Source organism: Streptomyces sp. NPDC059256 (assembly GCF_042753785.1).
In the GTDB taxonomy this organism is placed as follows: Bacteria; Actinomycetota; Actinomycetes; order Streptomycetales; family Streptomycetaceae; genus Streptomyces.
In genome coordinates this window covers 855,544-881,950 of the sequence record NZ_JBHYZO010000001.1, presented here as the reverse complement: position 1 = coordinate 881,950, position 26,407 = coordinate 855,544, and the positions used below count along the sequence as shown (strand labels likewise).

Annotated in this window: 24 protein-coding genes; 11 read left to right on the top strand and 13 right to left on the bottom strand. The window is 70.5% G+C overall.

The features are described 5' to 3' along the window. Positions 1-61: 61 nt before the first annotated feature. On the top strand, positions 62-463 hold the full coding sequence (locus ACFXJL_RS03795) for a hypothetical protein (protein ID WP_329022642.1): 402 nt from the start codon (positions 62-64) through the stop codon (positions 461-463). A 136-nt stretch (positions 464-599) separates the two neighbouring features. Here ACFXJL_RS03795 and ACFXJL_RS03790 read toward each other — a convergent pair whose 3' ends face one another. From ACFXJL_RS03790 to deoC, 3 genes are read right to left on the bottom strand one after another with little or no spacing between them, the layout of a single operon-like run. Further along, positions 600-1,547: an aldehyde dehydrogenase family protein gene (locus tag ACFXJL_RS03790; protein WP_358876344.1), complete on the bottom strand. Its 948-nt coding sequence runs from the start codon at positions 1,545-1,547 to the stop codon at positions 600-602. Beyond that, positions 1,540-2,976, bottom strand: coding sequence for an aldehyde dehydrogenase family protein (locus ACFXJL_RS03785; RefSeq protein ID WP_329022646.1), 1,437 nt, complete (start codon positions 2,974-2,976; stop codon positions 1,540-1,542). The genes ACFXJL_RS03790 and ACFXJL_RS03785 overlap by 8 nt, the downstream gene beginning before the upstream one ends. 6 nt (positions 2,977-2,982) lie before the next feature. Next, a complete protein-coding gene (deoC, locus tag ACFXJL_RS03780) occupies positions 2,983-3,930 on the bottom strand; it encodes a deoxyribose-phosphate aldolase (protein ID WP_384689161.1) in 948 nt (315 codons plus the stop codon). Positions 3,931-4,141: 211 nt separating this feature from the next. On the opposite strand from deoC, the gene ACFXJL_RS03775 reads away from it, so the two are divergent. Further along, positions 4,142-5,689, top strand: a complete 1,548-nt coding sequence (locus ACFXJL_RS03775; protein ID WP_384688885.1) for an FG-GAP and VCBS repeat-containing protein — start codon at positions 4,142-4,144, stop codon at positions 5,687-5,689. Between the two features lie 141 nt (positions 5,690-5,830). After that, entirely contained in the window at positions 5,831-6,466 is a 636-nt protein-coding gene (locus ACFXJL_RS03770) for a PH domain-containing protein (RefSeq protein WP_358876342.1), read from the top strand. Between the two features lie 66 nt (positions 6,467-6,532). On the opposite strand, the gene ACFXJL_RS03765 is transcribed toward ACFXJL_RS03770, so the two are convergent. The 3 genes from ACFXJL_RS03765 to ACFXJL_RS03755 form a co-directional block, all read right to left on the bottom strand. Beyond that, a complete protein-coding gene (locus tag ACFXJL_RS03765; RefSeq protein ID WP_384688882.1) occupies positions 6,533-7,741 on the bottom strand; it encodes a hypothetical protein in 1,209 nt (402 codons plus the stop codon). A 196-nt stretch (positions 7,742-7,937) separates the two neighbouring features. Next, positions 7,938-9,632 carry a phospho-sugar mutase gene (locus ACFXJL_RS03760; RefSeq protein ID WP_384688880.1) on the bottom strand — a complete coding sequence of 565 codons (1,695 nt, stop codon included), beginning with the start codon at positions 9,630-9,632 and terminating at the stop codon, positions 7,938-7,940. Between the two features lie 423 nt (positions 9,633-10,055). Continuing rightward, positions 10,056-10,832: a purine-nucleoside phosphorylase gene (locus tag ACFXJL_RS03755; protein WP_358876528.1), complete on the bottom strand. Its 777-nt coding sequence runs from the start codon at positions 10,830-10,832 to the stop codon at positions 10,056-10,058. A 217-nt stretch (positions 10,833-11,049) separates the two neighbouring features. Here ACFXJL_RS03755 and ACFXJL_RS03750 point away from each other — a divergent pair, with 217 nt between their 5' ends. Further along, positions 11,050-11,319: a hypothetical protein gene (locus ACFXJL_RS03750; RefSeq protein ID WP_384688877.1), complete on the top strand. Its 270-nt coding sequence runs from the start codon at positions 11,050-11,052 to the stop codon at positions 11,317-11,319. Between the two features lie 173 nt (positions 11,320-11,492). Beyond that, positions 11,493-11,840, top strand: coding sequence for a hypothetical protein (locus ACFXJL_RS03745; RefSeq protein ID WP_384688874.1), 348 nt, complete (start codon positions 11,493-11,495; stop codon positions 11,838-11,840). A 486-nt stretch (positions 11,841-12,326) separates the two neighbouring features. Here ACFXJL_RS03745 and ACFXJL_RS03740 read toward each other — a convergent pair whose 3' ends face one another. Next, a complete protein-coding gene (locus ACFXJL_RS03740) occupies positions 12,327-12,764 on the bottom strand; it encodes a gamma-glutamylcyclotransferase (protein ID WP_329022672.1) in 438 nt (145 codons plus the stop codon). Between the two features lie 179 nt (positions 12,765-12,943). On the opposite strand from ACFXJL_RS03740, the gene ACFXJL_RS03735 reads away from it, so the two are divergent. After that, a complete protein-coding gene (locus tag ACFXJL_RS03735; RefSeq protein WP_358876337.1) occupies positions 12,944-14,383 on the top strand; it encodes an NAD(P)H-quinone dehydrogenase in 1,440 nt (479 codons plus the stop codon). Between the two features lie 204 nt (positions 14,384-14,587). Then, complete coding sequence (locus tag ACFXJL_RS03730) at positions 14,588-15,526, top strand: DeoR/GlpR family DNA-binding transcription regulator (protein ID WP_384631915.1); 939 nt, start codon at positions 14,588-14,590, stop codon at positions 15,524-15,526. 87 nt (positions 15,527-15,613) lie between these two features. Here the strand turns inward: ACFXJL_RS03730 and ACFXJL_RS03725 are convergent, their stop codons facing one another. Both ACFXJL_RS03725 and ACFXJL_RS03720 read right to left on the bottom strand, forming a co-directional pair. Further along, on the bottom strand, positions 15,614-16,198 hold the full coding sequence (locus ACFXJL_RS03725) for a TetR/AcrR family transcriptional regulator (protein WP_384631913.1): 585 nt from the start codon (positions 16,196-16,198) through the stop codon (positions 15,614-15,616). A 311-nt stretch (positions 16,199-16,509) separates the two neighbouring features. Beyond that, positions 16,510-18,264, bottom strand: a complete 1,755-nt coding sequence (locus ACFXJL_RS03720) for a biotin carboxylase N-terminal domain-containing protein (protein ID WP_384631584.1) — start codon at positions 18,262-18,264, stop codon at positions 16,510-16,512. A 468-nt stretch (positions 18,265-18,732) separates the two neighbouring features. On the opposite strand from ACFXJL_RS03720, the gene ACFXJL_RS03715 reads away from it, so the two are divergent. Continuing rightward, positions 18,733-19,185 (top strand): hypothetical protein, encoded by a 453-nt coding sequence (locus ACFXJL_RS03715; RefSeq protein WP_384688871.1) that lies wholly within the window; start codon positions 18,733-18,735, stop codon positions 19,183-19,185. Between the two features lie 172 nt (positions 19,186-19,357). Here ACFXJL_RS03715 and ACFXJL_RS03710 read toward each other — a convergent pair whose 3' ends face one another. The 4 genes from ACFXJL_RS03710 to ACFXJL_RS03695 all read right to left on the bottom strand — a co-directional run bounded on the left by ACFXJL_RS03710 (position 19,358) and on the right by ACFXJL_RS03695 (position 22,291). Beyond that, positions 19,358-19,969, bottom strand: coding sequence for a Maf family protein (locus tag ACFXJL_RS03710; RefSeq protein ID WP_384688868.1), 612 nt, complete (start codon positions 19,967-19,969; stop codon positions 19,358-19,360). A 20-nt stretch (positions 19,970-19,989) separates the two neighbouring features. Next, positions 19,990-20,118, bottom strand: coding sequence for a morphogenic membrane protein MmpB (gene mmpB, locus ACFXJL_RS03705; RefSeq protein WP_383535877.1), 129 nt, complete (start codon positions 20,116-20,118; stop codon positions 19,990-19,992). Positions 20,119-20,454: 336 nt separating this feature from the next. Next, positions 20,455-20,661, bottom strand: coding sequence for an acyl-CoA carboxylase epsilon subunit (locus tag ACFXJL_RS03700; protein WP_329022683.1), 207 nt, complete (start codon positions 20,659-20,661; stop codon positions 20,455-20,457). 37 nt (positions 20,662-20,698) lie between these two features. Then, a complete protein-coding gene (locus tag ACFXJL_RS03695; protein WP_329022685.1) occupies positions 20,699-22,291 on the bottom strand; it encodes an acyl-CoA carboxylase subunit beta in 1,593 nt (530 codons plus the stop codon). A gap of 131 nt (positions 22,292-22,422) precedes the next feature. Here ACFXJL_RS03695 and ACFXJL_RS03690 point away from each other — a divergent pair, with 131 nt between their 5' ends. From ACFXJL_RS03690 to ACFXJL_RS03680, 3 genes are all read left to right on the top strand, one after another. After that, positions 22,423-23,283 (top strand): biotin--[acetyl-CoA-carboxylase] ligase, encoded by an 861-nt coding sequence (locus tag ACFXJL_RS03690; RefSeq protein ID WP_358876332.1) that lies wholly within the window; start codon positions 22,423-22,425, stop codon positions 23,281-23,283. Positions 23,284-23,411: 128 nt separating this feature from the next. After that, positions 23,412-24,584 carry an adenylate/guanylate cyclase domain-containing protein gene (locus ACFXJL_RS03685; protein WP_329022688.1) on the top strand — a complete coding sequence of 391 codons (1,173 nt, stop codon included), beginning with the start codon at positions 23,412-23,414 and terminating at the stop codon, positions 24,582-24,584. A 199-nt stretch (positions 24,585-24,783) separates the two neighbouring features. Further along, positions 24,784-25,578: an enoyl-CoA hydratase/isomerase family protein gene (locus tag ACFXJL_RS03680; RefSeq protein WP_384631579.1), complete on the top strand. Its 795-nt coding sequence runs from the start codon at positions 24,784-24,786 to the stop codon at positions 25,576-25,578. Positions 25,579-26,407: the final 829 nt, after the last annotated feature.

Below are 26,407 nucleotides of genomic sequence, written 5' to 3'. Positions count from 1 at the left end.
CTGGAATCATTGCTCAACTACGCTGCGTACTCGTCCGATTACTACCCCAGGCGGGATTTTCATGGCACGTCACGCAGCTCCCCACCCTCGTCGGCGCCTCGCATACGGCGCTGGCCTGACCGTCGCCGCAGCAGCCGCGGCCCTCGGCGCAGGGGGCACCGCACAGGCGGCGCCCGCCGCCCCGGTGGCACCGGTGGGACTCGACACCCTCGACACGGCGCTGCCCGGCAGCGGTGTGACCGGGGCGCTCACCAACTCGGTCTCCGGGATCGGCTACCTCAAGCACCTCCAGCTCAACCCGCTGGCGAAGACCGGGGTCGACCCGCTGGCCAACGGAGTGGGGACGCAGATCGCCGACTTCAAGCCGATCGGTACGGACCTGGTCACGGGTCCGCTCTCCGACGGCGGATCGCTCACGGATCTGCCGTTGGTCGGGAAGGTCGTCGACGCCCTGCCCCTGTAGGGCAGCAGAAGGAGCCCCCTGCCGCCGGACGGGACGGCAGGGGACTCCCGATCAAGGGGGCGTTCTTACGCCCAGTACGACTGTGCGGGGCCGTCCGTTCAGTCCGGCGCCCCGCCCAGTGCGTCAGCGCGTCACCTCAGTAGGACGAGCCGGACGTGCCCAGGGCGCCCGTCGGGTGCCAGACCGTCTTGGTCTCCAGGAACGCCGTCATCCGATGGGTGCCGGGGTCGGCTGCCAGGTCCAGCGGAGCCGGGCGCAGCACCCGCTTGAGGTTCTCGGCGGCGGCGATCTCCAACTCCTTCGCCAACGCGGGGTCCGCACCGGTGAGGTCGATCCCGTTGACGTCCAGGTGCGCGGCGAGCGGGGCCGCGATCTCTCCCGTACGACCGGAGAGCACATTGACCACTCCGCCCGGCAGGTCGGATGTGGCCAGCACCTCGCCGAGGGAGAGGGCGGGCAGCGGGGCGTTCTCACTGGCGATCACCACGGCGGTGTTGCCGGCGGCGATCACGGGGGCGACCACCGAGACCAGCCCGAGGAACGATGACTCCTGCGGGGCGAGGACGGCCACCACACCGGTCGGCTCCGGGGTGGAGAGGTTGAAGTACGGGCCCGCGACCGGGTTCGCCCCGCCCAGGACCTGGGCGAGTTTGTCGGTCCAGCCCGCGTACCAGACCCAGCGGTCGATCGCCGCGTCCACCTGGGCTGCCGCCTTGGACGTGGACAGCCCTTCCGCGTCCGCCACTTCCCGTACGAACTGTTCGCGGCGGCCCTCCAGCATCTCGGCGATGCGGTAGAGGACCTGCCCGCGGTTGTACGCGGTCGTGCCCGACCAGCCGCCGAACGCCTTACGGGCCGCGACCACCGCGTCCCGCGCGTCCTTGCGCGACGACAGCGGGGCGTTGGCGAGCCAGACGCCCTTGTCGTGGCCCTTGCGCTGGCCCTTTCCCTTGCCCGCCGCGCCGGCGGCGGATGTCCTCGTGGTCACCTCGTACACCCGGCCGCTCTCGGAGCGGGGGAACTTGCCCCCGACGTACAGCTTGTAGGTCTTGAACACGCTCAGACGGTCATTGCGCTCAGACATCGAGGTACGCCTCCAGGCCGTGACGGCCGCCTTCACGGCCGAAGCCCGACTCCTTGTAGCCGCCGAACGGCGAGGTCGGATCGAACTTGTTGAACGTGTTCGCCCAGACGACACCCGCCCGGAGCTTGCTGGCCACCGCCAGGATGCGGGAGCCCTTCTCGGTCCAGATGCCGGCCGAGAGCCCGTACTGGCTGTTGTTGGCCTTGGCGACGGCCTCGTCCGGCGTGCGGAACGTCAGTACGGAGAGGACCGGGCCGAAGATCTCGTCCCGGGCGACGGTGTGCGCCTGCGTCACGTTCGTGAACAGCGTGGGCGCGAACCAGTAGCCGGACGACGGCAGCTCGCAGGGTGCGGACCAGCGCTCGGCGCCCTCCGCCTCGCCCGTTTCGGCGAGTGCGGTGATCCGGGCCAGCTGCTGGGCCGAGTTGATCGCGCCGATGTCGGTGTTCTTGTCGAGGGGATCACCGAGGCGCAGCGTGGAGAGCCGGCGCTTCAGGGAGTCCAGCACCTCTTCCTGTACGGACTCCTGGACCAGCAGCCGGGAGCCCGCGCAGCAGACCTGGCCCTGGTTGAAGAAGATGCCGTTGACGATGCCCTCGACCGCCTGGTCGACGGGCGCGTCGTCGAAGACGATGTTCGCGCCCTTGCCGCCGAGTTCCAGCGTCAGCTTCTTGTCCGTACCGGCGAGCTCTCGGGCGATCGCCCGGCCCACCCCGGTCGAACCGGTGAAGGCGACCTTGTTGATTCCCGGGTGCTGGACCAGGGCGGTGCCGGTGCGGCCGTCGCCCGTGACGATGTTGACGACGCCCTTCGGCAGCCCCGCCTGACGGCAGATGTCCGCGAAGAAGAGGGCCGAGAGGGGTGTGGTCTCGGCGGGCTTCAGCACCACGGTGTTTCCGGTGGCGAGCGCCGGAGCGATCTTCCACGCCAGCATCAGCAGCGGGAAGTTCCACGGGATGACCTGGCCGGCGACTCCGAGCGGGCGGGGGTTCGCGCCGTAGCCCGCGTGGTCCAGCTTGTCGGCCCACCCGGCGTAGTAGAAGAAGTGGGCGGCGACCAGGGGGAGGTCCGCGTCCCGCGTCTCCTTGATCGGCTTGCCGTTGTCCAGGGTCTCCAGCACGGCGAGCTCACGGCTGCGTTCCTGGATGATCCGGGCGATGCGGAACAGGTACTTCGCCCGCTCGGCGCCGGGCAGAGCCGACCACTTCTCGAATGCCTTGCGGGCGGCCTTCACGGCCCGGTCGACGTCTTCGGCGTTGGCCTGGACGTACTCCGCGAGGACTTCCTCGGTGGCGGGGGAGACGGTCTTGTTGCGGTCCGCGCCCGTGGACTCGACGAACTCGCCGTCGATGAACAGCCCGTACGAGGGGGCGATGTCGACGATCGCCCGTGATTCGGGGGCGGGGGCGTACTCAAAGGGCTTGGTCATGTCCGCTCAGTCCACAGTCACGTAGTCGGGGCCGGAGTAGCGGCCGGTGGCCAGCTTCTGGCGCTGCATCAGCAGATCGTTCAGCAGGCTGGAGGCGCCGAAGCGGAACCAGTGGTTATCCAGCCAGTCCGCGCCGACGGTCTCGTTGACCAGGACGAGGAACTTGATCGCGTCCTTGGTGGTGCGGATGCCGCCCGCGGGCTTCACTCCCACCTGTACCCCGGTCTGCTGCCGGAAGTCACGCACGGCCTCCAGCATGAGCAGTGTGTTGGAGGGGGTGGCGTTGACCGCGACCTTGCCGGTCGACGTCTTGATGAAGTCGGCGCCCGCGATCATCCCGAGCCAGGAGGCGCGACGGATGTTGTCGTACGTGGAGAGCTCGCCGGTCTCGAAGATGACCTTCAGCCGGGCCGATCCGGCGGCTTCCTTGACCGCGCGGATCTCGTCGTACACCTTCAGGTACTTCCCGGCGAGGAAGGCACCGCGGTCGATGACCATGTCGATCTCGTCCGCCCCGGCCGCCACCGCGTCCCGCGTGTCCGCCAGCTTCACTTCGAGCGCTGCCCGTCCGGCGGGGAACGCCGTGGCGACGGAGGCGACCTTGACGTCGGAGCCCTTCAGGGTCTCCTTGGCGGTGGCGACCATGTCCGGATAGACACAGACGGCGGCGGTGGCGGGTGTGTCCCGGTCGGTCGGATCGGGCCGTACGGCCTTGGCGGCGAGGGAGCGCACCTTGCCGGGGGTGTCGGCGCCTTCGAGCGTGGTGAGGTCGATCATCGAGATGGCGAGATCGATCGCGTACGCCTTGGCCGTGGTCTTGATCGACCTGGTCCCGAGGGAGGCGGCCCGGGCTTCGAGACCGACGGGGTCGACACCGGGCAGTCCATGGAGGAACCGGCGAAGTGCCTGGTCGGAGGCGGTGACGTCCGGGAGGGCGAGGGTATTGGTGGACATGCTCACCAGATGAGCATATCTACGCGCGTAGCAGCGTGTACAGGGGGGTGGGGGTGATTCGGGGCCGTTCGTGCGGGCGGCGGGGCCGCGGTCCGAAAGGGGTCGGGTTCGGCGCCCGCACGAACGGGAGCGCGTTGTCCGGCGGTTCGTTTCGACGGCCGGAGTGATTGATGTGATGTGCAACCTTCTACCGGTTTCGTGGGTCTCCTGCATGAACGTGAAGATCGTTGATCCGTACCTGTGGGGGGAAACCACCTTGCGCAAGCGCACGCTCGTCACCGCGATCGCCGTGACGTCCGCCTGTCTCGCCGGCACCGTCACACCCGCCGTCGCTGCCCCGGCCGGGGGCAAGGCCGCCGTGAAGGCGCCCGCGAAGAACTCGGCGGACTTCAACCGCGACGGTTACCGCGACCTCGTCATCACCGCCCCGATGAACGCGGTGGCCGGTGCACCCGCGGGGGGCGGCGCCGTCGTCGTGCTCTACGGCTCCGCCAAGGGCGTCGACCCGGCCAAGCGCCAGATCATCAGCCAGGAGAGCACGGGCGTTCCCGGGTCCTCCGAGTACGCCGACCGCTTCGGCACCCGGACGGCCTCGGGGGACTACGACGGGGACGGCTACGCCGACCTGGCCGTCTCCATCAGCGGCGAGGACATGACCATCGGCGGTGTCTACCGCCGCAACGCCGGTCAGATCGTGATCGTCTGGGGTGGCAAGAACGGGCTCGTCAAGCACGGCACCACCACGGTGAAGCAACTCCCGATCACCGGCGCCGACGTCCGCCGCGGAAGCGCGCTCGCGGCCGGTGACTTCAACGGCGACGGCAAGACCGATCTGGCGACCGGCGACTACAGCCAGGGCCGCGGCGGCGAAGTGCTCTACGGCCCCATCACCCGCAAGGGCCAGCCGAAGTCCACCATCAACCTCGGGCTGAAGGACGGCCAGACCTATGTGCACCCCTCGCTCGACAGCGGCGATGTGACCGGTGACGGCATCTCCGACCTGGTGGTGCAGGTCTTCTCGGGCCGGGGCACCCTCAGCCGCATCGAGGTCCACCGGGGCACCAAGAAGGGGCTGATCAGGACCGGCAACCTCAAGGACGCCCAGGGGAAGCTGTTGGAGAGCTTCGGCGCGGGGCGCACCGCCGTCGGTGACCTCGACAAGGACGGACACGCGGACATCGTGATCGGTCAGCGACACATCTCCCCCGAGGGACTCAAGGCCGTGGGACAGATCACGGTCGTCTACGGGGGCAAGAACGGCCAGTCGGCGGACCGACCCGTACAGGTGCTCTCCCAGGACACCGAGGGCGTCCCGGGCGTCGGCGAGGACTACGACAGCTTCGGTCAGTCGGTGGCGGTCGACGACATCAACGGCGACGGTTACGCCGACGTGGCGGTCGGCGCCACGGCCGACTACGACGAGGGCCCCCGTGCCGGAGAGGTGATCACCCTCTTCGGATCCGCGAAGGGGCTCACCGGTGAGGGCGGCAAGGTCTACGACCAGGCCGCCCTCGGCACGGCCGGCAACCACGTCTACGACCTGTTCGGTGCCGAGGTGAAGCTGACGGACCTCAACGGCGACCGCCGTGCAGAGCTCCTCGTCGGCGCCCCGAAGGCGAACAAGGACCAGGGGCGGATCTCGCTGCTGCCCGGTTCCTCGACGGGCACCACCGTGGTGGGTGCCAAGGTGTTCGGCCCCACCGACGTGGGTCTTCCCGGATACGCGGAGAACGGGTTCGGCTGGTCGTTCGGCGAGTAGGGGATTTGGCACATCGCCGTGCCCCCGACCCGCGTGCCGGGCCGGGGGCACGGCGATCTCGGGACCCCTACGCGGCCCTGTGCTCGGGGGGTCGGGCGCCCGGAGCGCGGTCTTCGGGGCCCGTGGGGCAGAATCGGGGGTATGAGCAGCCCGAAGTCTCCCGTGGAGCCCACCTACGCCGATCGTGTCTATCGATCGCTCGGCGGGATCATCGGCGGCACCCTGCTGCTCGGTCTCATCACCTGGCTCGCCATCGACGCCATCGTCCGGGGCGCCGGCCGCACTCCGTGGTTCGCGGTGGCCGCCGTGCTGCTGGTGGTGCCGCTGGTCGTCGCCCTCAGCCTCCGCCCCGCGGTCCTGGTCAGCGATGACCGGGTGCTGGTCCGCAATCCCTTCCGGACCGTCAACCTGCCGTGGGGCGCCATCGAGGACTTCCGCGCCGGCTACTCCAGCGAGGTCTGGACGAAGGCGGGCGCCAAGTTCCAGCTGTGGGCGGTGCCCGTGTCGCTGAGGCAGCGCAACCGTGCGGCGCGGCGCCGGGAGCGGCAGGGGCAGGCGAAGGCCGGGCGGGCCAACAGCGTCGGCACCCAGCTGCCCGACCACGGTTCCCAGTTGGCTCCCGCCGATCAGACCATCAGCGATCTGCGGGGCCTGATCGAGCACAATGCCGGCCGGCCCACCGCCCAGGGCGAACCGCGGGTCCGCTGGGCGTTCGAGCTGATCATCCCCGCCGTCATCGGGGCCGTGCTGATGATCGTGCTGTTCGCCATCGGATAGGGCTCCGTCTCCATCTACGGCTGCGGATACGGCTACGGCTACAGCTGCGGATACAGCGCCGGCGCGTCACGGAGGCCCCTTCCAGACCAGCAGCATGTAGGCGCCCGACCAGGACGACACCAGCGTCGCCGTGCCCAGCACCACCCATGCGGTGACCGTCCGCCGTGCCCGCGCCAGCCCCCGTGCCACCGGCAGGAGCAGGGGGAAGCCAGGCAGGAGGAAGCGCGCCCGGGGGAAGTACACCCCCGCGCTGCCCAACACCACCACCAGCAGTGCCCCGGTGAAGATCAGCAGCGCGAGGGGCTGTCGGTCCGTGACGCCCAGGACGAACAGCACCGCCGAGAGGACCAGCACGGTCGAGACGAGCAGCAGGAAGAGGGGTGGGCCGCCCGCGTACAGGAACTGCTGTCGTAGTTCCAGCAGGGTCGCCCGGCCGCCGTCCCACTCGTTCTTCCAGAGCCGCTGGACGGCGAAGTACCCGTCGAGTCGCCCCACCCGTAGGCCCACCCAGCCAAGGAACGCCAGCCAGCCCAGCGGGGCGATCAGCGCCCCCGTCACCGCAGCCCAGCGCCCTTCCGGCGAGGACCGGCGGGCCGCCAGGGCCGCGGCCACCGTTACTGCAGCGGCGACCGCGATCCCCGTCGGCCGGGTCAGACCAGCCAGTGACGCCAGCGTCCCCGCCCACAGCCAGCGGCCCGTCAGCACCGCGTACAGGGCCCAGGCGGCCAGGGCGGTGAAGGGCGACTCGGTGTAGCCCATCCACTGCACGATCCCGACCGGCAGCGCCCCCCACAGGACGGTGAGGACGATCCCCGTGCGTCGGCCGTAGAGGCGTGCCCCGACCGCGAACACCCCCCACGCGGCGATGAACGAGCAACCGATCGCCAGGGCGAGGCCCACCGAGGCGCGGGAGCCGGGAGTCACCGCAGCCAGGGCCTTCACCAGCAGTGGGTACAGAGGGAAGAAGGCCAGGTTGTTCTCGTTGATGCGGGTACCGAGGGTGTCGGTGTAGCCGTGATCGGCGATGCCCAGATACCAGTTCGAGTCCCAGGACGCGGCCAGGGTCCGCCAGACGCCGTCGCCCGTCGCCGCGGAGAGCCGGACCAGCACGGCGAGGCCGCAGAGCCGCACCGCCAGATAGCCGGCGAGGGCCGGCGCCGCGTACCGAAGCGATCGCAGCAGCCGTCCGCGGACCCCCGGTGCGGCGCCGCCTCCCGGGGCCGGGGGCCGACGGGAGGCGGGGACGAAGGCACGGATGGTCGCGGCGGGGGACAACGGCGGCTGCTCCTCGGAATCCGGAGGGACTGAATCCGTGGGACTACCTGGCCACCATTGCCCGCGGGGGGCACCCAGTGGGCCGCGCTCCGGTGGAGCCGGACGAGATTCACCCGTACGGTCCGCCGCACGAGGTGCCGTGTGAGCGGCTGTTCGGGCGGCCCCGCAGGGCCCGGAAGCGCCTTGCCGACAGGGCCTACAGGCCGGCCGCGGTCGCGAAGTCCCGCTTGAGCGCGGCGAGGAGATCCGCTGCGCGCGCCCGGGCGGCGGGCAGACCGTCCGCGCCCGTCACCGGTACGACGACCTCCAGATAGCACTTGAGCTTGGGCTCGGTACCGCTCGGTCGGACGATCACCCGGGCCTTGAACTCACCGTCCAGGTAGTACCGCAGACCGTCCGTCGGCGGCAGCTTCGCCGGCCTCCCAGAGGACTCAGACGACTCAGCCAGGTCCTCGGCGCTCGTGACCCTCAGCCCGGCGAGCTCGGTCGGGGGCCGCTCCCGCAGGGTGCGCAGGGCTTCGGCGATGACACCCAGGTCGTCCACCCGCACCGACAACTGGTCCGTGGCGTGCAGGCCGTGCTCCACGGCGAGGTCGTCCAGGAGATCGGTGAGCCCACGCCCCTCCTCCTTGAGCACCGACGCCAGTTCGGTGATCAAGAGGGCGGCGGTGATGCCGTCCTTGTCGCGGACGCCGTCGGGGTCCACGCAGTAGCCGAGGGCTTCCTCGTAGCCGTAGCGCAGGCCCTCGACGCGGGCGATCCACTTGAAACCGGTCAGCGTCTCCTCGTAGGGCAGCCCGGCCGCGTCCGCGATCCGGCCCAGCAGGGACGAGGAGACGATCGACTCGGCGAAGGTGCCGCGCGCCCCGGACCGTACGAGATGGGCCGCGAGCAGGGCGCCCACCTCGTCGCCTCGCAGCATCCGCCAGCCGGCCGCGGCGCCGCTGTCGGGCACCGCCACCGCGCAGCGGTCCGCGTCCGGGTCATTGGCGATGATGAGGTCCGGGGCCGCCCGGCGGGCGGTCGCGAAGGACAGGTCCATCGCCCCCGGCTCCTCCGGATTGGGGAACGCGACCGTCGGGAACGCGGGATCGGGCTCCGCCTGCTCGGCCACCAGTACGGGGGCGGGGAAGCCGGCCCGGGCGAACGCCGCGAGCAGCACGTCCTTGCCCACGCCGTGCATCGCCGTGTAGACGATCTCTGCGGTACGGGGGCTGCCCTCGGTGAGGACCGCGTCGGTACGGGCCAGATAGGCGTCCAGCACCTCGTCCCCGAGGGTCGCCCAGCCCGACTCGGCCAGGGGCACGTCGTACAGGCTGCGGATCGCGGCGATCTCGGCGGCGATCTCCACGTCCGCGGGCGGCACGATCTGTGAGCCGTCACCGAGGTAGACCTTGTAGCCGTTGTCCCGCGGCGGGTTGTGACTCGCCGTCACCTCCACGCCGGCCACCGCGCCCAGCTCCCTTATGGCGAACGCCAGGACGGGCGTCGGCAACGGCCGGGGCAGGACCGCGGCGCGCAGCCCGGCCGCCACCATCACGGCGGCCGTGTCCCGGGCGAAGTCGGCGGACTTGTACCGGGCGTCGTATCCGATGACGACGAGACCGCTGCTCTTCGGATGGGGCGCGTACTCCCCGTGCCCCTGGGCACGCAGATAGGCGGCGAGCCCGGCGGCAGCCCGGATGACGACGGCGCGGTTCATGCGCATCGGGCCCGCGCCCAACTCGCCGCGCAGCCCGGCCGTTCCGAACTGGAGCGTTCCGCTGAAGCGCGCCGCCAACTCGTCCAGCCGCTCCCCTTCGATCAGCGCGGCCAGTTCCGCCCGTGTCTCGGGGTCCGGGTCCTCCGCGAGCCACGTCCGGGCTCGGGCGATGAGGTCCTGCTGCTGCACGGTCGCTCCGCCTCTCGATGATCTGTGTGGATCTGATCCGGGTGGGACCGGGTCCGATGGGGACTTGATCCGTAGAGGACTCGGTCCTGGTGGGATGTGGTCCGGGTGGGACCGATGACTCTTCGGGGCCGTTCGGTGGGGACGGGCAGGGCCAGTCTGTTCCCGATCGCGGCGCCCGTGCGCTGGACCCGCGTCCATTCGCCCCCGGATGTCGCTGATCGGTCGGCGGTCTCGCGCTGTGCTCCCGGGAGCTGGGGCGTGCCGGACCGGCCGGGGGCGGTCGGTGCGGCCGACCGCTGCCCGGCGTACGTGCGCGGGGACCGCTGTCGTACTACCCGGTTCCTGCTACCCGGCTCGGTGCCGTCCCACGCGTGGGGTGCGGAGTCCTGGGGCGGGACTGCCACGGCCCGTCCTGGGGCCGCACTAGATGCGGTCGAGCACCCGGGTCAGCAGCTCACCCATGCGGGCCGCGGAGTCCCTGCCGGCCTGGAGCACCTCTTCGTGGTTCAACGGCTCACCGGACAGACCCGCTGCCAGATTGGTGACCAGGGAGATCCCGAGCACCTCGGCGCCCGCCTCGCGGGCCGCGATGGCCTCCAGCACGGTGGACATGCCCACCAGGTCGCCGCCCATCACACGGACCATGTTGATCTCGGCGGGCGTCTCGTAGTGCGGTCCGGTGAACTGTACGTAGACCCCCTCCTCCAGCGAGGAGTCGATCTCCTTGCACAGCGCGCGCAGCCGCGGCGAGTACACGTCGGTCAGGTCCACGAAGTTCGCGCCCACGATCGGCGAGGCCGCCGTGAGGTTGATGTGGTCGCTGATCAGCACGGGCTGACCGGGGCTCATGCCCGCGCGCAGACCGCCGCAGCCGTTGGTCAGCACCACGGTCTTGCAGCCGGCGGACACCGCCGTGCGCACACCGTGCGCGACCGCGGCGACGCCACGGCCCTCGTAGAAGTGCGTACGGCCGAGGAAGACCAGCACCCGCTTGGCGCCGATGCGGTACGAGCGGATCTTGCCGCCGTGGCCCTGGACGGCGGGTGGCGGGAAGCCGGGCAGCTCGGTGACCGGGAACTCGGCCTCGGGCGAACCGAGGGCGTCCACGGCGGGTGCCCAGCCGGAGCCCATCACCAGGGCGACGTCGTGGGTCTCGGCGCCGGTCAGCTCGCGCAGTCGCGCGGCGGCGGCATCGGCCATGTCGAGAGGAGAGGCGGTAGCGCCGTTGGTATCCGGCTTCACAGTTGCGTTCACGCGAATGAGGGTAGCCGGAGATTCCCTACGCGCGTAGATGTTGTGGCCATCGCCTCCCGGATCGTTGTGTTGTCGTTTCCGGCGAGCGGCGTCGGGCGGGCGGATGGCCGGGGACCGATCGGGCCTCGGCGGGGCGGCCCGACCTCGGTGGACGTTGGCCCGATTGCCCCCATCCGAGGAACGCAGGCAACCGGCCGCGCGTTCGTCCGCCATGAGCGTGGCGTGGCAGGTGGCCGGGGGAGCCCTCGGCGTGATCACCGCCCTGTTCCTGGTGGACAGGGCCCTCTTGGGGATGGAAGCCAGGGGCTGGATCTACTGGCGCCGTCGCAAGGGCTTGTCCGCTCTGGGGGTCGATTTCCTCCAGGAGGGCGACCCCGCGGCGCGGGCGGTCGTGCGGGGCATGGAGCAGGAGCGGGTGCGCAAGAGTGTGTGACCGGCGGACGAGCCCCAGCCCGTGCGGGTGGACCTGGAGACGGGAGTGGTGCGCATCCACATCCGGCCTGCCCGGGGTGGGGGAGGGGAGTCGGCGGAGGTCGCGCTGCGATCGGGAAGCCGACGACACTCGGCCGAGTACCGTCGAGAGCCGTCCGACGGAGGTGGGACGTGATGGGAGAGGCCGTTTCCCTGTTGGTGATCGCAGGCGCCCTCGCCGTGGTCATGGGCTTCTTCACCTGGCTGGCGTCGATCGTGCGCCGACGGGGTGCGGCGGGTACGGCCATCAGCGCGGCCCTCGCTTCGTACGACGAGGCGTTTCGGGTGACCGCACATGAATCGCACTACGAGATCCGGGCGCAGACCGAGCGCAAGGCGCCGGCCCCGTCGCCTGACGATCCTTGGCGTTCGGCCGCCGATGTCGACCGCCGGTCGAAGGGGCCGGCGCGGTCATCGCGTCGGCCACGGTCCCGTCGGCGCTGGTGGGGCGGGCGCAGACCGGGGCGTGGCCCTCGTGGGTGATCCAGCGCCGCCGCACTCGGTGCGGGGTGGCTGAGCCCTTGCCCTCGGTGTGACGAGGCCCCCGGGCGCCGGGCGCCGGACGCCGGGCGCCGGACGCCCGGGTCGTCGGGGCGCCGAAGTGGCGGCGCATGGCATCGGCGTCGCGCGGGTGGGTGCCCCGGCCTTTTCCGGTCATGCTCCGGGCGTGGTGGTGGCCGATGGCCGGTCGCCCGGGTGATTCCCCGTCAACTCACCGGTTCCATCACTGAGTGAATCCCTGCAGCGGCCCTGGGCACGGGCACATCGCTTCGGGCTCGCCCATGACGGGCCCACCGGCTCGAAGGTGGGCCCGACCGTGGTGTCGGCGCCACCTTCGAGACGGTGGGCCACAGAACGAAGGAGGACGGTCCGCTTGCCGGACGCGAAGGTCCGCAAACCCGGCCGGGGGCGCTGTCCCGCGGTTCGCGAGCGGCTCCCGCCGCATTCGCCACGGCCCCTCGCCCGCCCTCAACACGGGCGCTTGCGCAACTCCATCACATAGTCGTGGGGCGCCCCGGCCGAGTCGGCGGCATCCGCGATCTCGCCCAGATAGCGGGCGGACGGCAGCCCGCCCTCGTAGCCGTTGAGCACGTACACCCAGGCCGGTTCCTCGCCGTCCAGCGTGTGCACCCGCAGGCGCATCCGCCGGTAGATGTCCATTCCGACACCCTCCCAACGATCCATCGAGTCCTCGTCCATCGGGGCGATGTCGTACAGCGCGACGAAGACCTGCGAGCGCGGCGCTTCCACGATGGTGGCCAGCGCGCCTTCCCAGCCCATCTGCTCGCCGCCGAACGTCAACCGCCAGCCGTTGAGCCAGCCCGTGCCGCGCAGCGGTGAGTGCGGTGCGCGGCGGGTCATGAGCCGCGCGTCGAGGTTGCCGGCGTACGCGGCGTAGAGCGACATGAGATTGAGGGTACGGGAGGGGTGGCGGTGAACGCCTTTCCCGACGTGGCGAAGGCCACTGGTCCGAATGTGGGCCCCGGGGGCGCGATGGTTGATGCGTGCGGGACAATGGTGTACGTACTCCAGCCCAGCGGGAACTCCCCCCACCCGGCACAACGAGAGCGCGAGGCGTAACCCCAGTGACCCGGATCGTGATCATCGGCGGCGGACCCGGCGGATACGAGGCGGCCCTGGTGGGCGCCCAACTAGGCGCGGAGGTGACCGTCGTCGATTGCGACGGGCTCGGTGGCGCCTCCGTGCTGACCGACTGTGTACCGTCCAAGACCCTCATCGCCACGGCCGAGGTGATGACCACCTTCGACTCCTCGTACGAGGAACTGGGCATCATCGTCGCCGACGACACCCCGCCGATGGAGCAGGCGGCGCGCGTGGTCGGCGTCGATCTCGGCAAGGTGAACCGACGGGTGAAGCGGCTCGCTCTCGCCCAGTCGCACGACATCACCGCGTCGGTCACCCGTGCGGGTGCCAGGGTGCTGCGCGGCCGGGGCCGGCTGGAGGGCCAGCAGGCCATGGACGGCTCCCGCAAGGTCGTCGTCCGGGCCGCGGACGGCAGCGAGGAGACCCTGACCGCCGACGCCGTGCTGATCGCGACCGGTGGCCATCCCCGGGAGATCCCGGACGCACTCCCCGACGGTGAGCGCATCCTCAACTGGACCCAGGTCTACGACCTGGATGAACTGCCCGAGGAACTGATCGTGGTCGGCTCCGGTGTCACCGGTGCCGAGTTCGCCGGTGCGTACCAGGCGCTCGGTTCGCGGGTCACCCTCGTCTCCTCCCGGGACCGGGTGCTCCCCGGCGAGGACCCGGACGCCGCCGCGGTCCTGGAGGACGTTTTCCGCCGTCGTGGCATGAACGTCATGGCCCGCTCCCGAGCCGAATCCGCCAAGCGGGTCGGTGACCGGGTGGAGGTCACCCTCTCCGACGGCCGGGTCATCTCGGGCAGCCACTGTCTGATGGCCGTCGGCGCGATCCCCAACACCGCGGGCATGGGTCTGGAGGACGCGGGCGTGCGGCTCAAGGAGTCGGGCCACATCTGGACGGACCGGGTCTCCCGCACCAGCGCGCCCGGCGTGTACGCGGCCGGCGACGTCACCGGGATCTTCGCCCTCGCCTCCGTCGCCGCGATGCAGGGCCGGATCGCGATGTACCACTTCCTGGGTGACGCGGTGACTCCGCTCAACCTCAAGACGGTCTCTTCGAATGTGTTTACCGATCCGGAGATCGCGACCGTCGGTTACACCCAGGCGGACGTGGACGCCGGCCGGATCGACGCCCGGGTGGTGAAACTGCCCCTGCTGCGCAACCCTCGCGCCAAGATGCAGGGGATCCGGGACGGCTTCGTCAAGATCTTCGCCCGCCCGGGCACCGGGATCGTGGTGGGCGGCTGTGTGGTCGCCCCCCGTGCCAGTGAGCTGATCCACCCCATCTCGATCGCGGTCGACAACAACTTGACGGTGGAACAGATCGCAAACGCCTTCACCGTCTATCCGTCCCTGTCGGGGTCGATCGCCGAGGTGGCACGGCAGTTGCACACCCGTAAATCCGCAGGCGAGGGCTGAGGTACGAGCGCCCGGGGGGGCGAAATCCACCGAACCCCGGGCACATGCCTCGACGGATGATCAACTATGCGCTTGCGTATACCACTTGACCGCCCTTGCTGAGCGCAATACTTGTTATTCGGCGCATACTGCTGAAAACTATCGGCCGCGCAGGTTACTGTCAGTTTCGTGTTCGCTGCAGAACGTCGCCAACTGATCCTAGAAATGGTGCGCGCCAACGGAGCCGTATCGCTCCGTGAGCTCGCCCGCGTCGTCCAGACCTCCGAAGTGACCGTACGACGCGACGTGCGGGCACTGGAGGCAGAGGGACTCCTCGACCGCCGGCACGGCGGTGCGGTGCTACCGGGCGGTTTCACCAGGGAGTCCGGGTTCCCGCAGAAATCACTGTCCGCCACCGCGGAGAAGACGGCCATCGCCGATCTCGCCGCGAGCCTCGTCGAGGAGGGCGAGGCCATCGTCGTCGGGGCAGGCACGACCACTCAGGAGCTGGCCCGCAGGCTGGCTCGCATTCCGGGCCTGACCGTCGTCACCAACTCCCTGCTGGTCGCGCAGGCATTGGCCCATGCCAATCGCGTCGAGGTCGTGATGACCGGTGGCACCCTGCGGGGCTCCAACTACGCGCTGGTGGGCAGCGGCGCGGAACAGTCCCTCCAGGGTCTGAGGGTGTCGCGTGCCTTCCTCTCCGGGAGCGGGCTCACCGCAGAGCGGGGACTCTCCACCTCCAACATGCTCTCCGCCAGTGTCGATCGTGCACTGGTGCAGGCCGCTGCCGAGGTGGTGGTCCTCGCCGACCACACCAAACTCGGCGCCGACACGATGTTCCAGACGGTGCCCACCGATGTGATCACCCGATTGGTCACGGATGAGCCGCCGCCCCACGACGACCGTGCGGCGACGGAACTCCAGGCCCTCGCCGACCAGGGGGTACAGATCGCCATCGCCGGCTCGGGTGACCCCGGATCCGACGCCGAAACGGCTCCGGGACGGTCCCGCCGTGAGGTGCCGCTGCCCGGTCAGCGTCGTACGCGCGGTGGCGCGGGTCCCGGGCCGACGCGGCTCAGTGCCGCGGGCGGGCTGGAGCCGGGCACGGGGTCCGGCGGGATCGAGCGCCGGGCCCGGGTGGCCGACCTGCGCCGACGCTGAGGCGCCGGTCCACCGCAGCCTGTCACCTGTCGCTCCCCATGCATCGGCCCCGCCACCCTCGGTGGACGGGGCCGATGGCGTGGACCGCTAGCGGGTCGACGCGGTCGCTGATGCGTAGGACCGCTGGTCGTCCCGTAGTCCGTGCAGGGTGAGCAGCAGCAGACGGTCCGGCAGTTCGGGATCGTCGGGGGCCTGCTCGGCCGCGAGAGCGATCGCGTTCGTCAACTGCATCAGATCGTCGATGGAGACGTCCAAGCGCACGGCCCCGCGCTCACGTGCCCGAGCGAGCAGGGTGTTCCCCGCCTCCGCCAGCGGGACACAGCACTGGGACAGGGCGAGGCTGTCATCGCGGGAGGCCGACATCAGGGCCGCCGCCAGTCCCCGGTACTCGCTCGCATGGGAGATCAGGGCGCGCAGCCACTCGATCAGGGCGCCGCACGGCTGCTCGGCGTGGGCCAACTCCCGCGAGCGCTCCAGCAGGGCGGTCTTCGCCTCCTGGAAGACGGCGTTCATGATCGCCTGGCGGTTGGGGAAGTGGCGGTAGAGGGTGCCGATGCCGACCCCCGACCGGCGGGCGATCTCCTCCAGCGCGGCGTCCGTGCCGTGTTCGGAGAAGACCGTACGGGCCTCGACGAGCAGCCGTTCGTAGTTGCGCCGGGCATCGGCGCGCATGGGCCGCACGGCACCGGCGGTCGCACCCTCCCGGATGGCGCTCGGGCTCGCGGCCGACCCGGTCAGCGGGGAGCACTCCCCACTCCACGGTTCGGTGTGCGGGCGCGCCGGGTCATCACCCGTCCGTGCCCCGCCCGCCGCCGTATCAGTCGCCATCCGATTACCACCCTCCCCGGGTCAGCCCCAGCACCTAAGGATGCCATCGGTCGTGCCCGCTGCTGGGGCAGTTGACAGAGCCCGCCCGATGCCGTTCGGCTTCGGGCGGGCTCGTCGTCACACGGTGATGATCGGCGCCGGATGAGGTGCCGGTGTCAGTCCTTGATCTCGCAGATGACGGCGCCGGACGAGATGGACGCGCCGACCTCGGCACTCAGTCCCTTGACCGTGCCCGCGCGGTGCGCGTTCAGGGGCTGCTCCATCTTCATGGCCTCCAGGACGACGATCAGATCGCCCTCGTTGACCTCCTGGCCCTCCTCGACGGCCACCTTCACGATGGTGCCCTGCATCGGAGAGGCGAGGGTGTCACCCGAGGCCGCGGACGAGGACTTCTTCGCCGCCCGTCGCTTGGGCCGGGCGCCGGCGGCGAGGCCGGTGCGGGCCAGGGTCATCCCCAGCGACGCGGGCAGCGAGACCTCAAGCCGCTTGCCGCCGACCTCGACGACGACCGTCTCCCGGCCCGTCTCGTCCTCGGTGTCCGCGTCGGTGGCCGCTGCGAAGGCGGGGATCTCGTTGACGAACTCGGTCTCGATCCACCGGGTGTGCACCCGGAACGGGTCACTGGTGAACGCCGGGTCGGCGACGACCGCACGGTGGAAGGGGATGGCGGTGGCCATGCCCTCGACATTGAACTCGGCCAGCGCGCGGGCTGCGCGCTGGAGTGCCTGCTCCCGGGTGGCGCCCGTGATGACCAGCTTGGCGAGCAGCGAGTCCCACGCGGGGCCGATCACACTGCCCGACTCCACACCCGCGTCCAGCCGGACACCGGGGCCGCTCGGCGGGTCGAAGACGGTGACCGTACCGGGGGCGGGCAGGAAGTTGCGGCCCGGGTCCTCGCCGTTGATGCGGAACTCGAAGGAATGGCCGCGCAGCTGCGGGTCGTCGTAGCCGAGTGCCTCGCCGTCGGCGATCCGGAACATCTCGCGTACGAGGTCGATGCCGGTGACCTCTTCGGTGACGGGGTGCTCGACCTGGAGGCGGGTGTTCACTTCGAGGAAGGAGATCGTGCCGTCGACCCCCACGAGGAACTCCACCGTGCCGGCGCCCACATAGCCGGCCTCCTTGAGGATGGCCTTGGACGCGGAGTACAGCTGGGCGTTCTGCTCCTCGCTGAGGAAGGGCGCGGGCGCCTCCTCGACCAACTTCTGGTGGCGGCGCTGGAGCGAGCAGTCACGGGTCGAGACGACCACGACATTGCCGTGGCTGTCGGCCAGGCACTGGGTCTCGACGTGGCGCGGCTTGTCGAGGTAGCGCTCGACGAAGCACTCGCCGCGACCGAAGGCGGCGACCGCCTCGCGGACGGCCGAGTCGTAGAGCTCGGGCACCTCTTCCAGGGTGCGGGCCACCTTGAGGCCACGACCGCCACCGCCGAACGCGGCCTTGATCGCGATGGGCAGCCCGTGCTCCTGGGCGAACGCCACGACCTCATCGGCCCCCGAGACCGGGTCGGGGGTTCCAGCCACCAGAGGGGCGCCGGCGCGCTGCGCGATATGACGGGCGGCGACCTTGTCGCCGAGGTCGCGGATGGCCGACGGCGGCGGGCCGATCCAGATGAGACCGGCGTCCAGGACGGCCTGCGCGAATTCGGCGTTCTCCGAAAGGAATCCGTATCCGGGGTGAATGGCGTCCGCGCCGGAGTCCTTCGCGGCCTGTAGCACCTTGGCCATGTCGAGATAGCTCGCGGCCGGTGTGTCACCACCCAGTGCGAATGCCTCGTCGGCCGCGCGGACGTGCAGGGCGTCCCGGTCCGGGTCCGCGTAGACGGCTACGCTTGCGATCCCGGCGTCCCGGCAGGCACGGGCGACACGGACAGCGATTTCGCCTCGATTGGCGATGAGCACCTTGCGCACGATGGCTCCCTCCTTGCAGTGTTTTTCCCGGGGGGCGGCCCCGGGGACCCTGGTCGGACACACCCGAGCCAGGGCGCTCGAAAGGTCACCGTGCCGATGACTTCGATGGCTTCCCGGATCACGCTGAGTTTAGGGACTGCCGACACGGCCTTTCGACCCGTCCACAAGGGTGAGCTTGCCCACACAGAGCGTTATCCAAGACGCACGGACAGCAGGAAACCCCTTGTCGAACCGTGGTGCGGCGGGTTTCCTCTCCGAACAGTAGCCCCGATATGTGGTAGAGGTCTCTGTTCGAGGGGCCAGCCGAAGAATGGGTTTCTTTGTGGAGTCCCTACGAATGGGCGAATGATTCTTTGCGGTGTGACCGAGCGTGTTCGGCCCTTGCGCAAAGCCTTGTCTCCGCTTCTACCCGTTAGTAACGTGCGGGCATTCGCCGTATGTACCGACGGTAACGAGGGGGTGGGCGGCATGGGGCGTCGAACGGCGGCCATGGTGACCGCGGGAGTGCTGCTGGTGGAGGCCGTCGGGGCGGTGGCGATCCACGGGGTCCTCGCCGTCGTCGTCGAGGGTCAGAACATGTCCCTGGACGGCTTGGCCCCCGATGTGATGGTCACCGCGACCTGGGCGGCAGGGCTTGCCCTCGGCGTCTTGCTGGGGGCGTGCGCACTGGTGGCCCTCCGGCTGGGCGTGCGTGACCGGGCGCCCGGCGGGTTCGCCCACGCCCTGTTGGTCTGCGCCGCCGTGGTGCACGGTGTGCTCGGCGCGCTCGCCGTGGGACTCGTGGGCTGGTCCGCGTTCGTGCTGCTCATGGCGGTGCTCGCGCTGTTGGTCTGGGTGCTCGTGTCCTACGGGAGGCGGCAGCCGCAGGCGCGCACCCCCGCAGACGGGGCACTGCCGAGCAGCGGGGTCGCGCCGGCGTAGGAAATCACCGGGCCGCGCACCTCCCGCGGACGTTGCCGCTCAGGGCTCAGGGCTCAGGGCGGCGGAATGCCGTCGTCAGGGCGCCGTGCGCACGGCCGTGCTGTCCCGTCCGCGCGGTATGTCCGGGCTGTATGTCCAGGCCGGGAGCAAGGTCAAGGTCGGGGCCGGCCCCTCAGGTCCACAGGTCGGTGATCGAGTGGTCCAGTTCGGCGAGCAGGGTGCGCAGCAGCGGCAGGGAAAGACCGATCACATTGCCGTGATCGCCGTCGATCGAGTCGATGAACGGCGCGGAGCGCCCGTCCAGGGTGAACGCCCCCGCCACATGGAGGGGTTCACCGCTGGCGACGTACGCCGCGATCTCGGCGTCCGACGGCTCGCCGAAGCGGACCGTCGTGGACGCCGTCGCGGACGCTATGCGGCCTGTCACCGTGTCGGTGACGCAGTGCCCCGTACGCAACACGCCCGAGCGTCCGCGCATCGACTTCCACCGCGCGGTGGCTTCTTCGGCGTCGCAGGGCTTGCCCAGGGCCTCACCGTCGAGTTCGAGCACCGAGTCACAGCCGACGACGAGGGCGCCGGCGGCCTCGGGCAGCGCGGCGACGACCGCGGCCTTCGCCTCGGCGAGGACCAGGGCGAGTTCGGCGGGGGTCGGAGCGCTCAGAGCGTCCTCGTCGACACCGCTGACGATCACCTCGGGGGCGAAACCGGCGGTCCGCAACAGGCCGAGACGGGCGGGCGACGCGGAAGCGAGGATCAGGCGCAGGCGGGGGGTGGGGGCGGTCATGTCGCCATCGTAGGCGGTGGTCAGTGCAGGCCCACCACGAACATGGCGAGCACCATGGCCAGGGCAAGCACCACGCCGACGCGGCGCATCATCGCCTGTGTCTCGCGCAGTTCCTCGGGCGGTTCGTTCTGGGGGTCCGACCACAGCATGTCTTCGATCCTGCGGTCGTGACGCGGCCGGGCGCCTGAGTACCGGTACTCAATCGCGACCGTGCCCGAGACCAGATCATCGAGCCCGGTCATCGCGTGATAACCAGATGTTCTCGCCTGGAATCCTTGTGCCGCCGATCCACCTGTGCAGGGGCGTGGCGTGGCATGGAACAGGGGATTCCCAGGATTCTCGTCCCCCGCGCGAGGTCACCCCTCGCCTCGGCTCTGGTCGGGGCAGCTGTCCGGGCAGGCCGGGACGTGCCGGTGGCCGCGGCACGACGGCGCCAACCCCCGGGCGCCGGTACCCAACGGCGCCCGGGGGTTGGTGCTTGCCGCTCACACCGGCCAGTACGTCCGAGCCCAGGCCCGCGGGCCCGGTAGCGGCCTGCCGCCACGGGCGATCCGTGCCGGGTCGGCCCACTGCTCGGGCGGCAACGCGGTATCCGCGGCGGCGGACGTCGATGCCGCCGCCCGTGCCTGAACCACCGCCAGTGCGGCGGCCAACTCCTCCGGCGTGGGATTGCCCCGAATGACCTTGATCATGGTCTCGCCCTTTCTGACGGCCTGGAGCCCCATGGGCCTAGAGCGGGATGTTGCCGTGCTTCTTCGGCGGCAGGCTCTCGCGCTTGGTCCGCAGCTGTCGCAGACCACGGACCACCTGGGCCCGTGTGTCCGACGGCATGACCACCGCATCGACATAGCCTCGTTCCGCCGCCGTGTACGGGTTGAGCAGGGCGTCCTCGTACTCCTGGATCAGCCGCGCCCGGGTGGCCTCCGCCTCGTCCGCGTCGTCCACCGCTGCGATCGTGCGCCGGTGCAGGATGTTCACCGCGCCCTGGGCGCCCATCACCGCGATCTGCGCGGTGGGCCAGGCGAGGTTGATGTCCGCCCCCAGGTGCTTGGAGCCCATCACGTCGTACGCCCCGCCGAACGCCTTGCGGGTGATGACCGTGATCAGCGGCACGGTCGCCTCGGCGTAGGCGTAGATCAGTTTGGCGCCGCGGCGGATGATGCCGCCGTACTCCTGGTCCACGCCGGGCAGGAAGCCTGGGACATCCACGAAGGTGAGCACGGGGATGTTGAACGCATCGCAGGTACGGACGAAACGCGCGGCCTTCTCGGAGGCATTGATGTCCAGACAGCCCGCGAACTGCATCGGCTGGTTGGCGACCACACCCACCGGGAAGCCCTCGACCCGGCCGAAGCCGGTCAGGATGTTCGGAGCGAACAGCGCCTGCGTCTCCAGGAACTCACCCTCGTCCAGTACGTGCTCGATCACCGTGTGCATGTCGTACGGCTGATTGGCGCTGTCCGGGATCAGGGTGTCCAGTTCGCGGTCCTCGCCGCTCACCGACAGATCCGCTTCCTCCGGGAAGGCGGGCGGCTCGGACAGATTGTTCGACGGTAGATAGGACAGCAGCGACTTCACGTACTCGATGGCGTCCTTCTCGTCCCCCGCCATGTGGTGCGCCACGCCCGATGTCGTGTTGTGCGTACGTGCACCGCCGAGTGCCTCGAAGCCGACGTCCTCGCCGGTGACCGTCTTGATGACGTCCGGGCCCGTGATGAACATGTGCGAGGTCTGGTCGACCATCACTGTGAAGTCGGTGATCGCCGGAGAGTAGACGGCGCCGCCCGCACACGGACCCACGACCAGCGAGATCTGCGGGATCACACCCGAGGCGTGGGTGTTGCGGCGGAAGATCTCGCCGTACATGCCGAGCGCGCTCACACCCTCCTGGATGCGGGCGCCGCCTGAGTCATTGATCCCGATCATCGGGCAGCCCGTCTTCAGCGCGAAGTCCATCACCTTGATGATCTTCTGCCCGTACACCTCGCCCAGCGCACCGCCGAAGACGGTGAAGTCCTGCGAGAACACGGCGACCGGGCGACCGTCCACCGTGCCGTAGCCGGTGACCACGCCGTCCCCGTAGGGGCGGGTCGCGTCCAGACCGAAGTTCGTCGAGCGGTGCCGGGCCAACTCGTCGAACTCCACGAACGAATCCTCGTCCAGCAGCAGACCGATCCGCTCACGGGCCGTCAGTTTGCCCTTCGCGTGCTGCTTCTCCACCGCGCGTGCGGACCCGGCGTGCGTGGCCTCTTCCGTACGGCGCTGAAGGTCCGCGATCTTTCCCGCGGTGGTGTGGATGTCGATCTGTGCCGGCTCGGACATCGGGATGCGGCTCCCTGGCTGGTCAACCGCCTGCGGGCGGCCTTTGGCGGAACTCCCTGGCTCTGTTTCGTAGCGTATCCGCGTGGATACCGTTCGGCAGTGCGGTGTTTACCACACCTAACCTGTCTTGCATGACGCCCCGGAATGCGCACTTCAGCCCCTGGTCCGACCTGGACAGACCCCCTCTTAACGCAGCCGCGCTGCGCCGTGCCCTGATCCAGCCCGAGGGCCTGTGGACCTCCTTCGAGCTGCTGCCCTCGATCGGTTCCACCAACACCGAACTGGTCCGCAGGGCCGCCTCGCTGCCGGGCGAGGGCGCGGTGCTCGTCGCGGAGGAACAGACCGCCGGGCGAGGGCGGCTCGACCGGGTGTGGACCGCACCCCCGCGCTCGGGAATCTTCCTCTCCGTACTGCTGCGGCCACCCGCCGAGATCCCGGTGGAGCGCTGGGGGTGGCTGCCGCTGCTCGCCGGAGTCGCCGCCGCGACCGGGCTGAGCCGGTCCGCGGGCATCGACATGTCGCTCAAATGGCCCAATGACCTGCTCGTGACCGTCGACGGCGAAGAACGCAAGGTCGGCGGCATCCTCGCCGAGCGTGCCGGAGACGGCGCCATCGTGATCGGCATTGGCATCAACGTCACCCTGCGCGCCGATGAGCTCCCCGTGCCGACGGCCGCGTCCCTCGCCCTCGCGAACGCCGTCTCCACCGACCGCGACCCCCTGCTGCGGGCGATCCTGCGCTCCCTGGAGCACTGGTACGGACAGTGGCGCGCGACGGACGGTGACCCCCGGCTCTCCCAACTCCAGGAGGCTTACGCCGCCGGCTGCGCGACACTGGGCCGCACCGTCCGGGCCGAGCTGCCCGGAGGGCGTTCCCTCACCGGTGAGGCCGTGGCGCTCGACGGCGACGGGCGGCTGGTGCTCGCCCTGCCCGACGGGGAACGGCACCCGATCGGTGCCGGTGACATCGTGCATCTGAGACCGGCCGGCTGATCTTCCGTGCTCCCGGGTGAACGGGTACGGCGACTGGCACGTGAGCCAGGGCACACCTGCCGTATCGTTGAGGCGATCGAGCGACAGACCGGCAGGGCAGCGCGCAGGGAACGGGCAGGAGGCGGGTGGTGACCGTCGACGACACCACTTCCGGCGCGGACGCGCCGGACGGGTCCGGCGGCTCCCGCGGTGCCACGGGCTCCGGGGCCGCTCATCCGACCCCGCACCACGCGGTCGACCACACCGCCGAGCCCACCGACGACCCCTTGGCCATCCGGCTGGAACAGCTGATCCTGGGCGCGGACCGCCGCTATACGCCGTTCCAGGCGGCCCGCACCGCGGGCGTCTCCATGGAACTGGCCTCGCGGTTCTGGCGGGCCATGGGCTTCGCGGACATCGGGCAGGCCAAGGCGCTCACCGAGGCGGACGTGCTGGCGCTGCGCCGGCTCGCGGGCCTGGTGGAGGCCGGGCTGCTGAGCGAGCCCATGGCGATCCAGGTGGCCCGCTCGACCGGACAGACGACGGCCCGGCTCGCCGAGTGGCAGATCGACTCCTTCCTGGAGGGGCTGACCGAGCCGCCCGAGCCGGGCATGACGCGCACTGAAGTCACCTATCCACTGGTGGAACTGCTTCTTCCGGAGCTCGAAGAGTTTCTCGTGTACGTCTGGCGGCGGCAGCTCGCGGCAGCCACCGGGCGGGTCGTCCAGGCCGCTGACGACGAGGAGATGGTCGACCGCCGGCTCGCTGTGGGCTTCGCCGACCTGGTGGGCTTCACCCGGCTCACCCGGCGGCTGGAGGAAGAGGAACTGGGCGAGCTGGTCGAGGCGTTCGAGACCACGGCGGCCGATCTGGTGGCCGCGCACGGTGGACGGCTGATCAAGACCCTCGGCGACGAGGTGCTCTTCGCGGCCGACGACGCCCGGACCGCGTCCGAGATAGCGCTTCGGCTGATCGACGCCATGACCCAGGACGAGACGATGCCGGCGCTACGGGTGGGGATCGCCTTCGGGACGGTCACCACGCGGATGGGCGACGTCTTCGGGACGACGGTGAACCTGGCGAGCCGACTGACGTCGATAGCGCCGAAGGACGCCGTTCTCGTGGACGGGGCGTTCGCCGAGGGGCTGATTCGCACCGGGGACGCTCCGGCATCGGAGGCCGCGGCGGCCGAGGAAGCGGCTGCGGCCGAGAAGGACGGCGAGGTGCCGCCCTCGTACCGGTTCGCACTCCAGCCGATGTGGCAGCGTCCGGTGCGCGGGCTCGGTGTGGTCGAGCCCTGGCTGCTGACCCGCCGCCGCTGAGCGTAGTCGTCGGGCGCCGGGCGTCGACCCGGGCCGTCTCTTCCGTCTTTCCTGCTTTCCTGGCACCAGCTCGGGCTTTCTGCCCTTCTTGGATATGCCAGGGACTTCGGTGCCTTTCGGGGTCTTCCGGGCCTTCCATGGGTCGGAATTCGGGCTGCCCCTATGATCCGGTGAACCAACGTTAACCGGGAGGGCCTCCATGTCCGATGCCGAGCAGCGCTTCGGTGACTTCGTCGTCACCCGTCAGAGCGGCCACGTCGCCGAACTGGTCCTCGACCGCCCCGCGGCGATGAACGCGGTCTCCACGGCCATGGCCCGCTCCATCGCCGCGGCCTGCGCCGCGCTCGCCGCCGACCCCGCCGTACGCGTCACGGTCGTCAGCTCCTCCCACGACCGGGCCTTCTGCGTCGGCGCGGACCTCAAGGAGCGCAACTCCTTCACCGATGCCGAACTGGTACGACAGCGGCCCACCGCCCGGGCCGCCTACACCGGTGTGCTGGAGCTGCCCATGCCCACCGTCGCGGCCGTGCACGGATTCGCCCTCGGCGGCGGCTTCGAGTTGGCCCTGTCCTGCGATCTGATCGTCGGCGACGACACGACGGTGGTCGGACTGCCCGAGGTCTCCGTCGGGGTGATCCCCGGTGGCGGTGGGACGCAGCTGCTCCCGCGCCGGGTCGGTGCGGCCCGTGCCGCCGAGTTGGTCTTCACCGCTCGTAGGGTCGAGGCTCAGGAGGCGCTGGGCCTCGGGCTCGTCGATCAACTGGCGGCGGACGCCCGGACGGGGGCACGGGAACTCGCGGCGCGGATCGCCCAGAACTCGCCGGTGGGGCTGCGGGCCGCCAAGCGGGCGATGCGGCTGGGGCACGGGCTCGACCTGCGTGCGGGACTTGAGGTGGAGGACGCCGCCTGGCGCTCCGTCGCCTTCTCGGGGGACCGGGCCGAGGGTGTTGCGGCGTTCAACGAGAAGCGGAAGCCTGACTGGCCCGGTCAGTGACTTTGAGTGACCAGCAGAACCGCGACTCATTCCAACCGATCAAATCCAGCCAATCGTCCCTAAGCTGGGGTGATGGCTGAGGATCGGCAGTTGCGGGCCGTGGTGGCGCTGGCGCAGGCGATGGCAGCCGCGCACACTCCGCGTGAGTCCTGGCGGGCGGCGGCACTGGGCGCGTGCTCGGCGCTGGCCGGCTCCTTCGCGGCGCTCTCGGTGTGGGAGCGCGAGCGGGGGCGGCTGAGGGTACTGGTGAACGCGGGGGAGCGGGTGCCCGACGAGGAGGAGTTCCCCGAATCGGAGACGTATCCGGTGAACCGCTTCCCGGAGATCACGGAGTTCCTGCACGAGCGTTGGGCGGGCGGCGGGGAGCCGGACGCCTGGGTGGAGTCGGCGGACGGCCCGTTGCTGCCCGAGCCGGGGGAGGAATGGGAGCCCGGCCGGGTCGGCAGGGACGAAGGCGCTACGGGCGCTCCCGAGGCCGCGGACGCGACCGATGCGCACCCGCCGGCCTCGGGAGCGCAGGGCCGGGCGCCTGGTCCATCGCCCGGGGGGCGGGGCAGGAGTGAATCGGATCGCCCTGGCCGCGCCTTCGCCACGCAGGACACCAGCGATGCACACAAGGCATCCGACGCATCCGACGCATCCGACGTGCAGGACGCTCGGGGTGCAGGCGCCCCATCGACCGGTGAGGATTCCCAGGCGGGGGACTCCCGGGCTGAGGATTCCCAGGCGGGGGACTCCCGGGCTGAGGACTCCCGGGCTGAGGACTCCGTCTCCGGCGCGCTCTGGCCCGGGCACGCCCTGTCCGCGGACCCCTTCGCTCCCGGGGGCC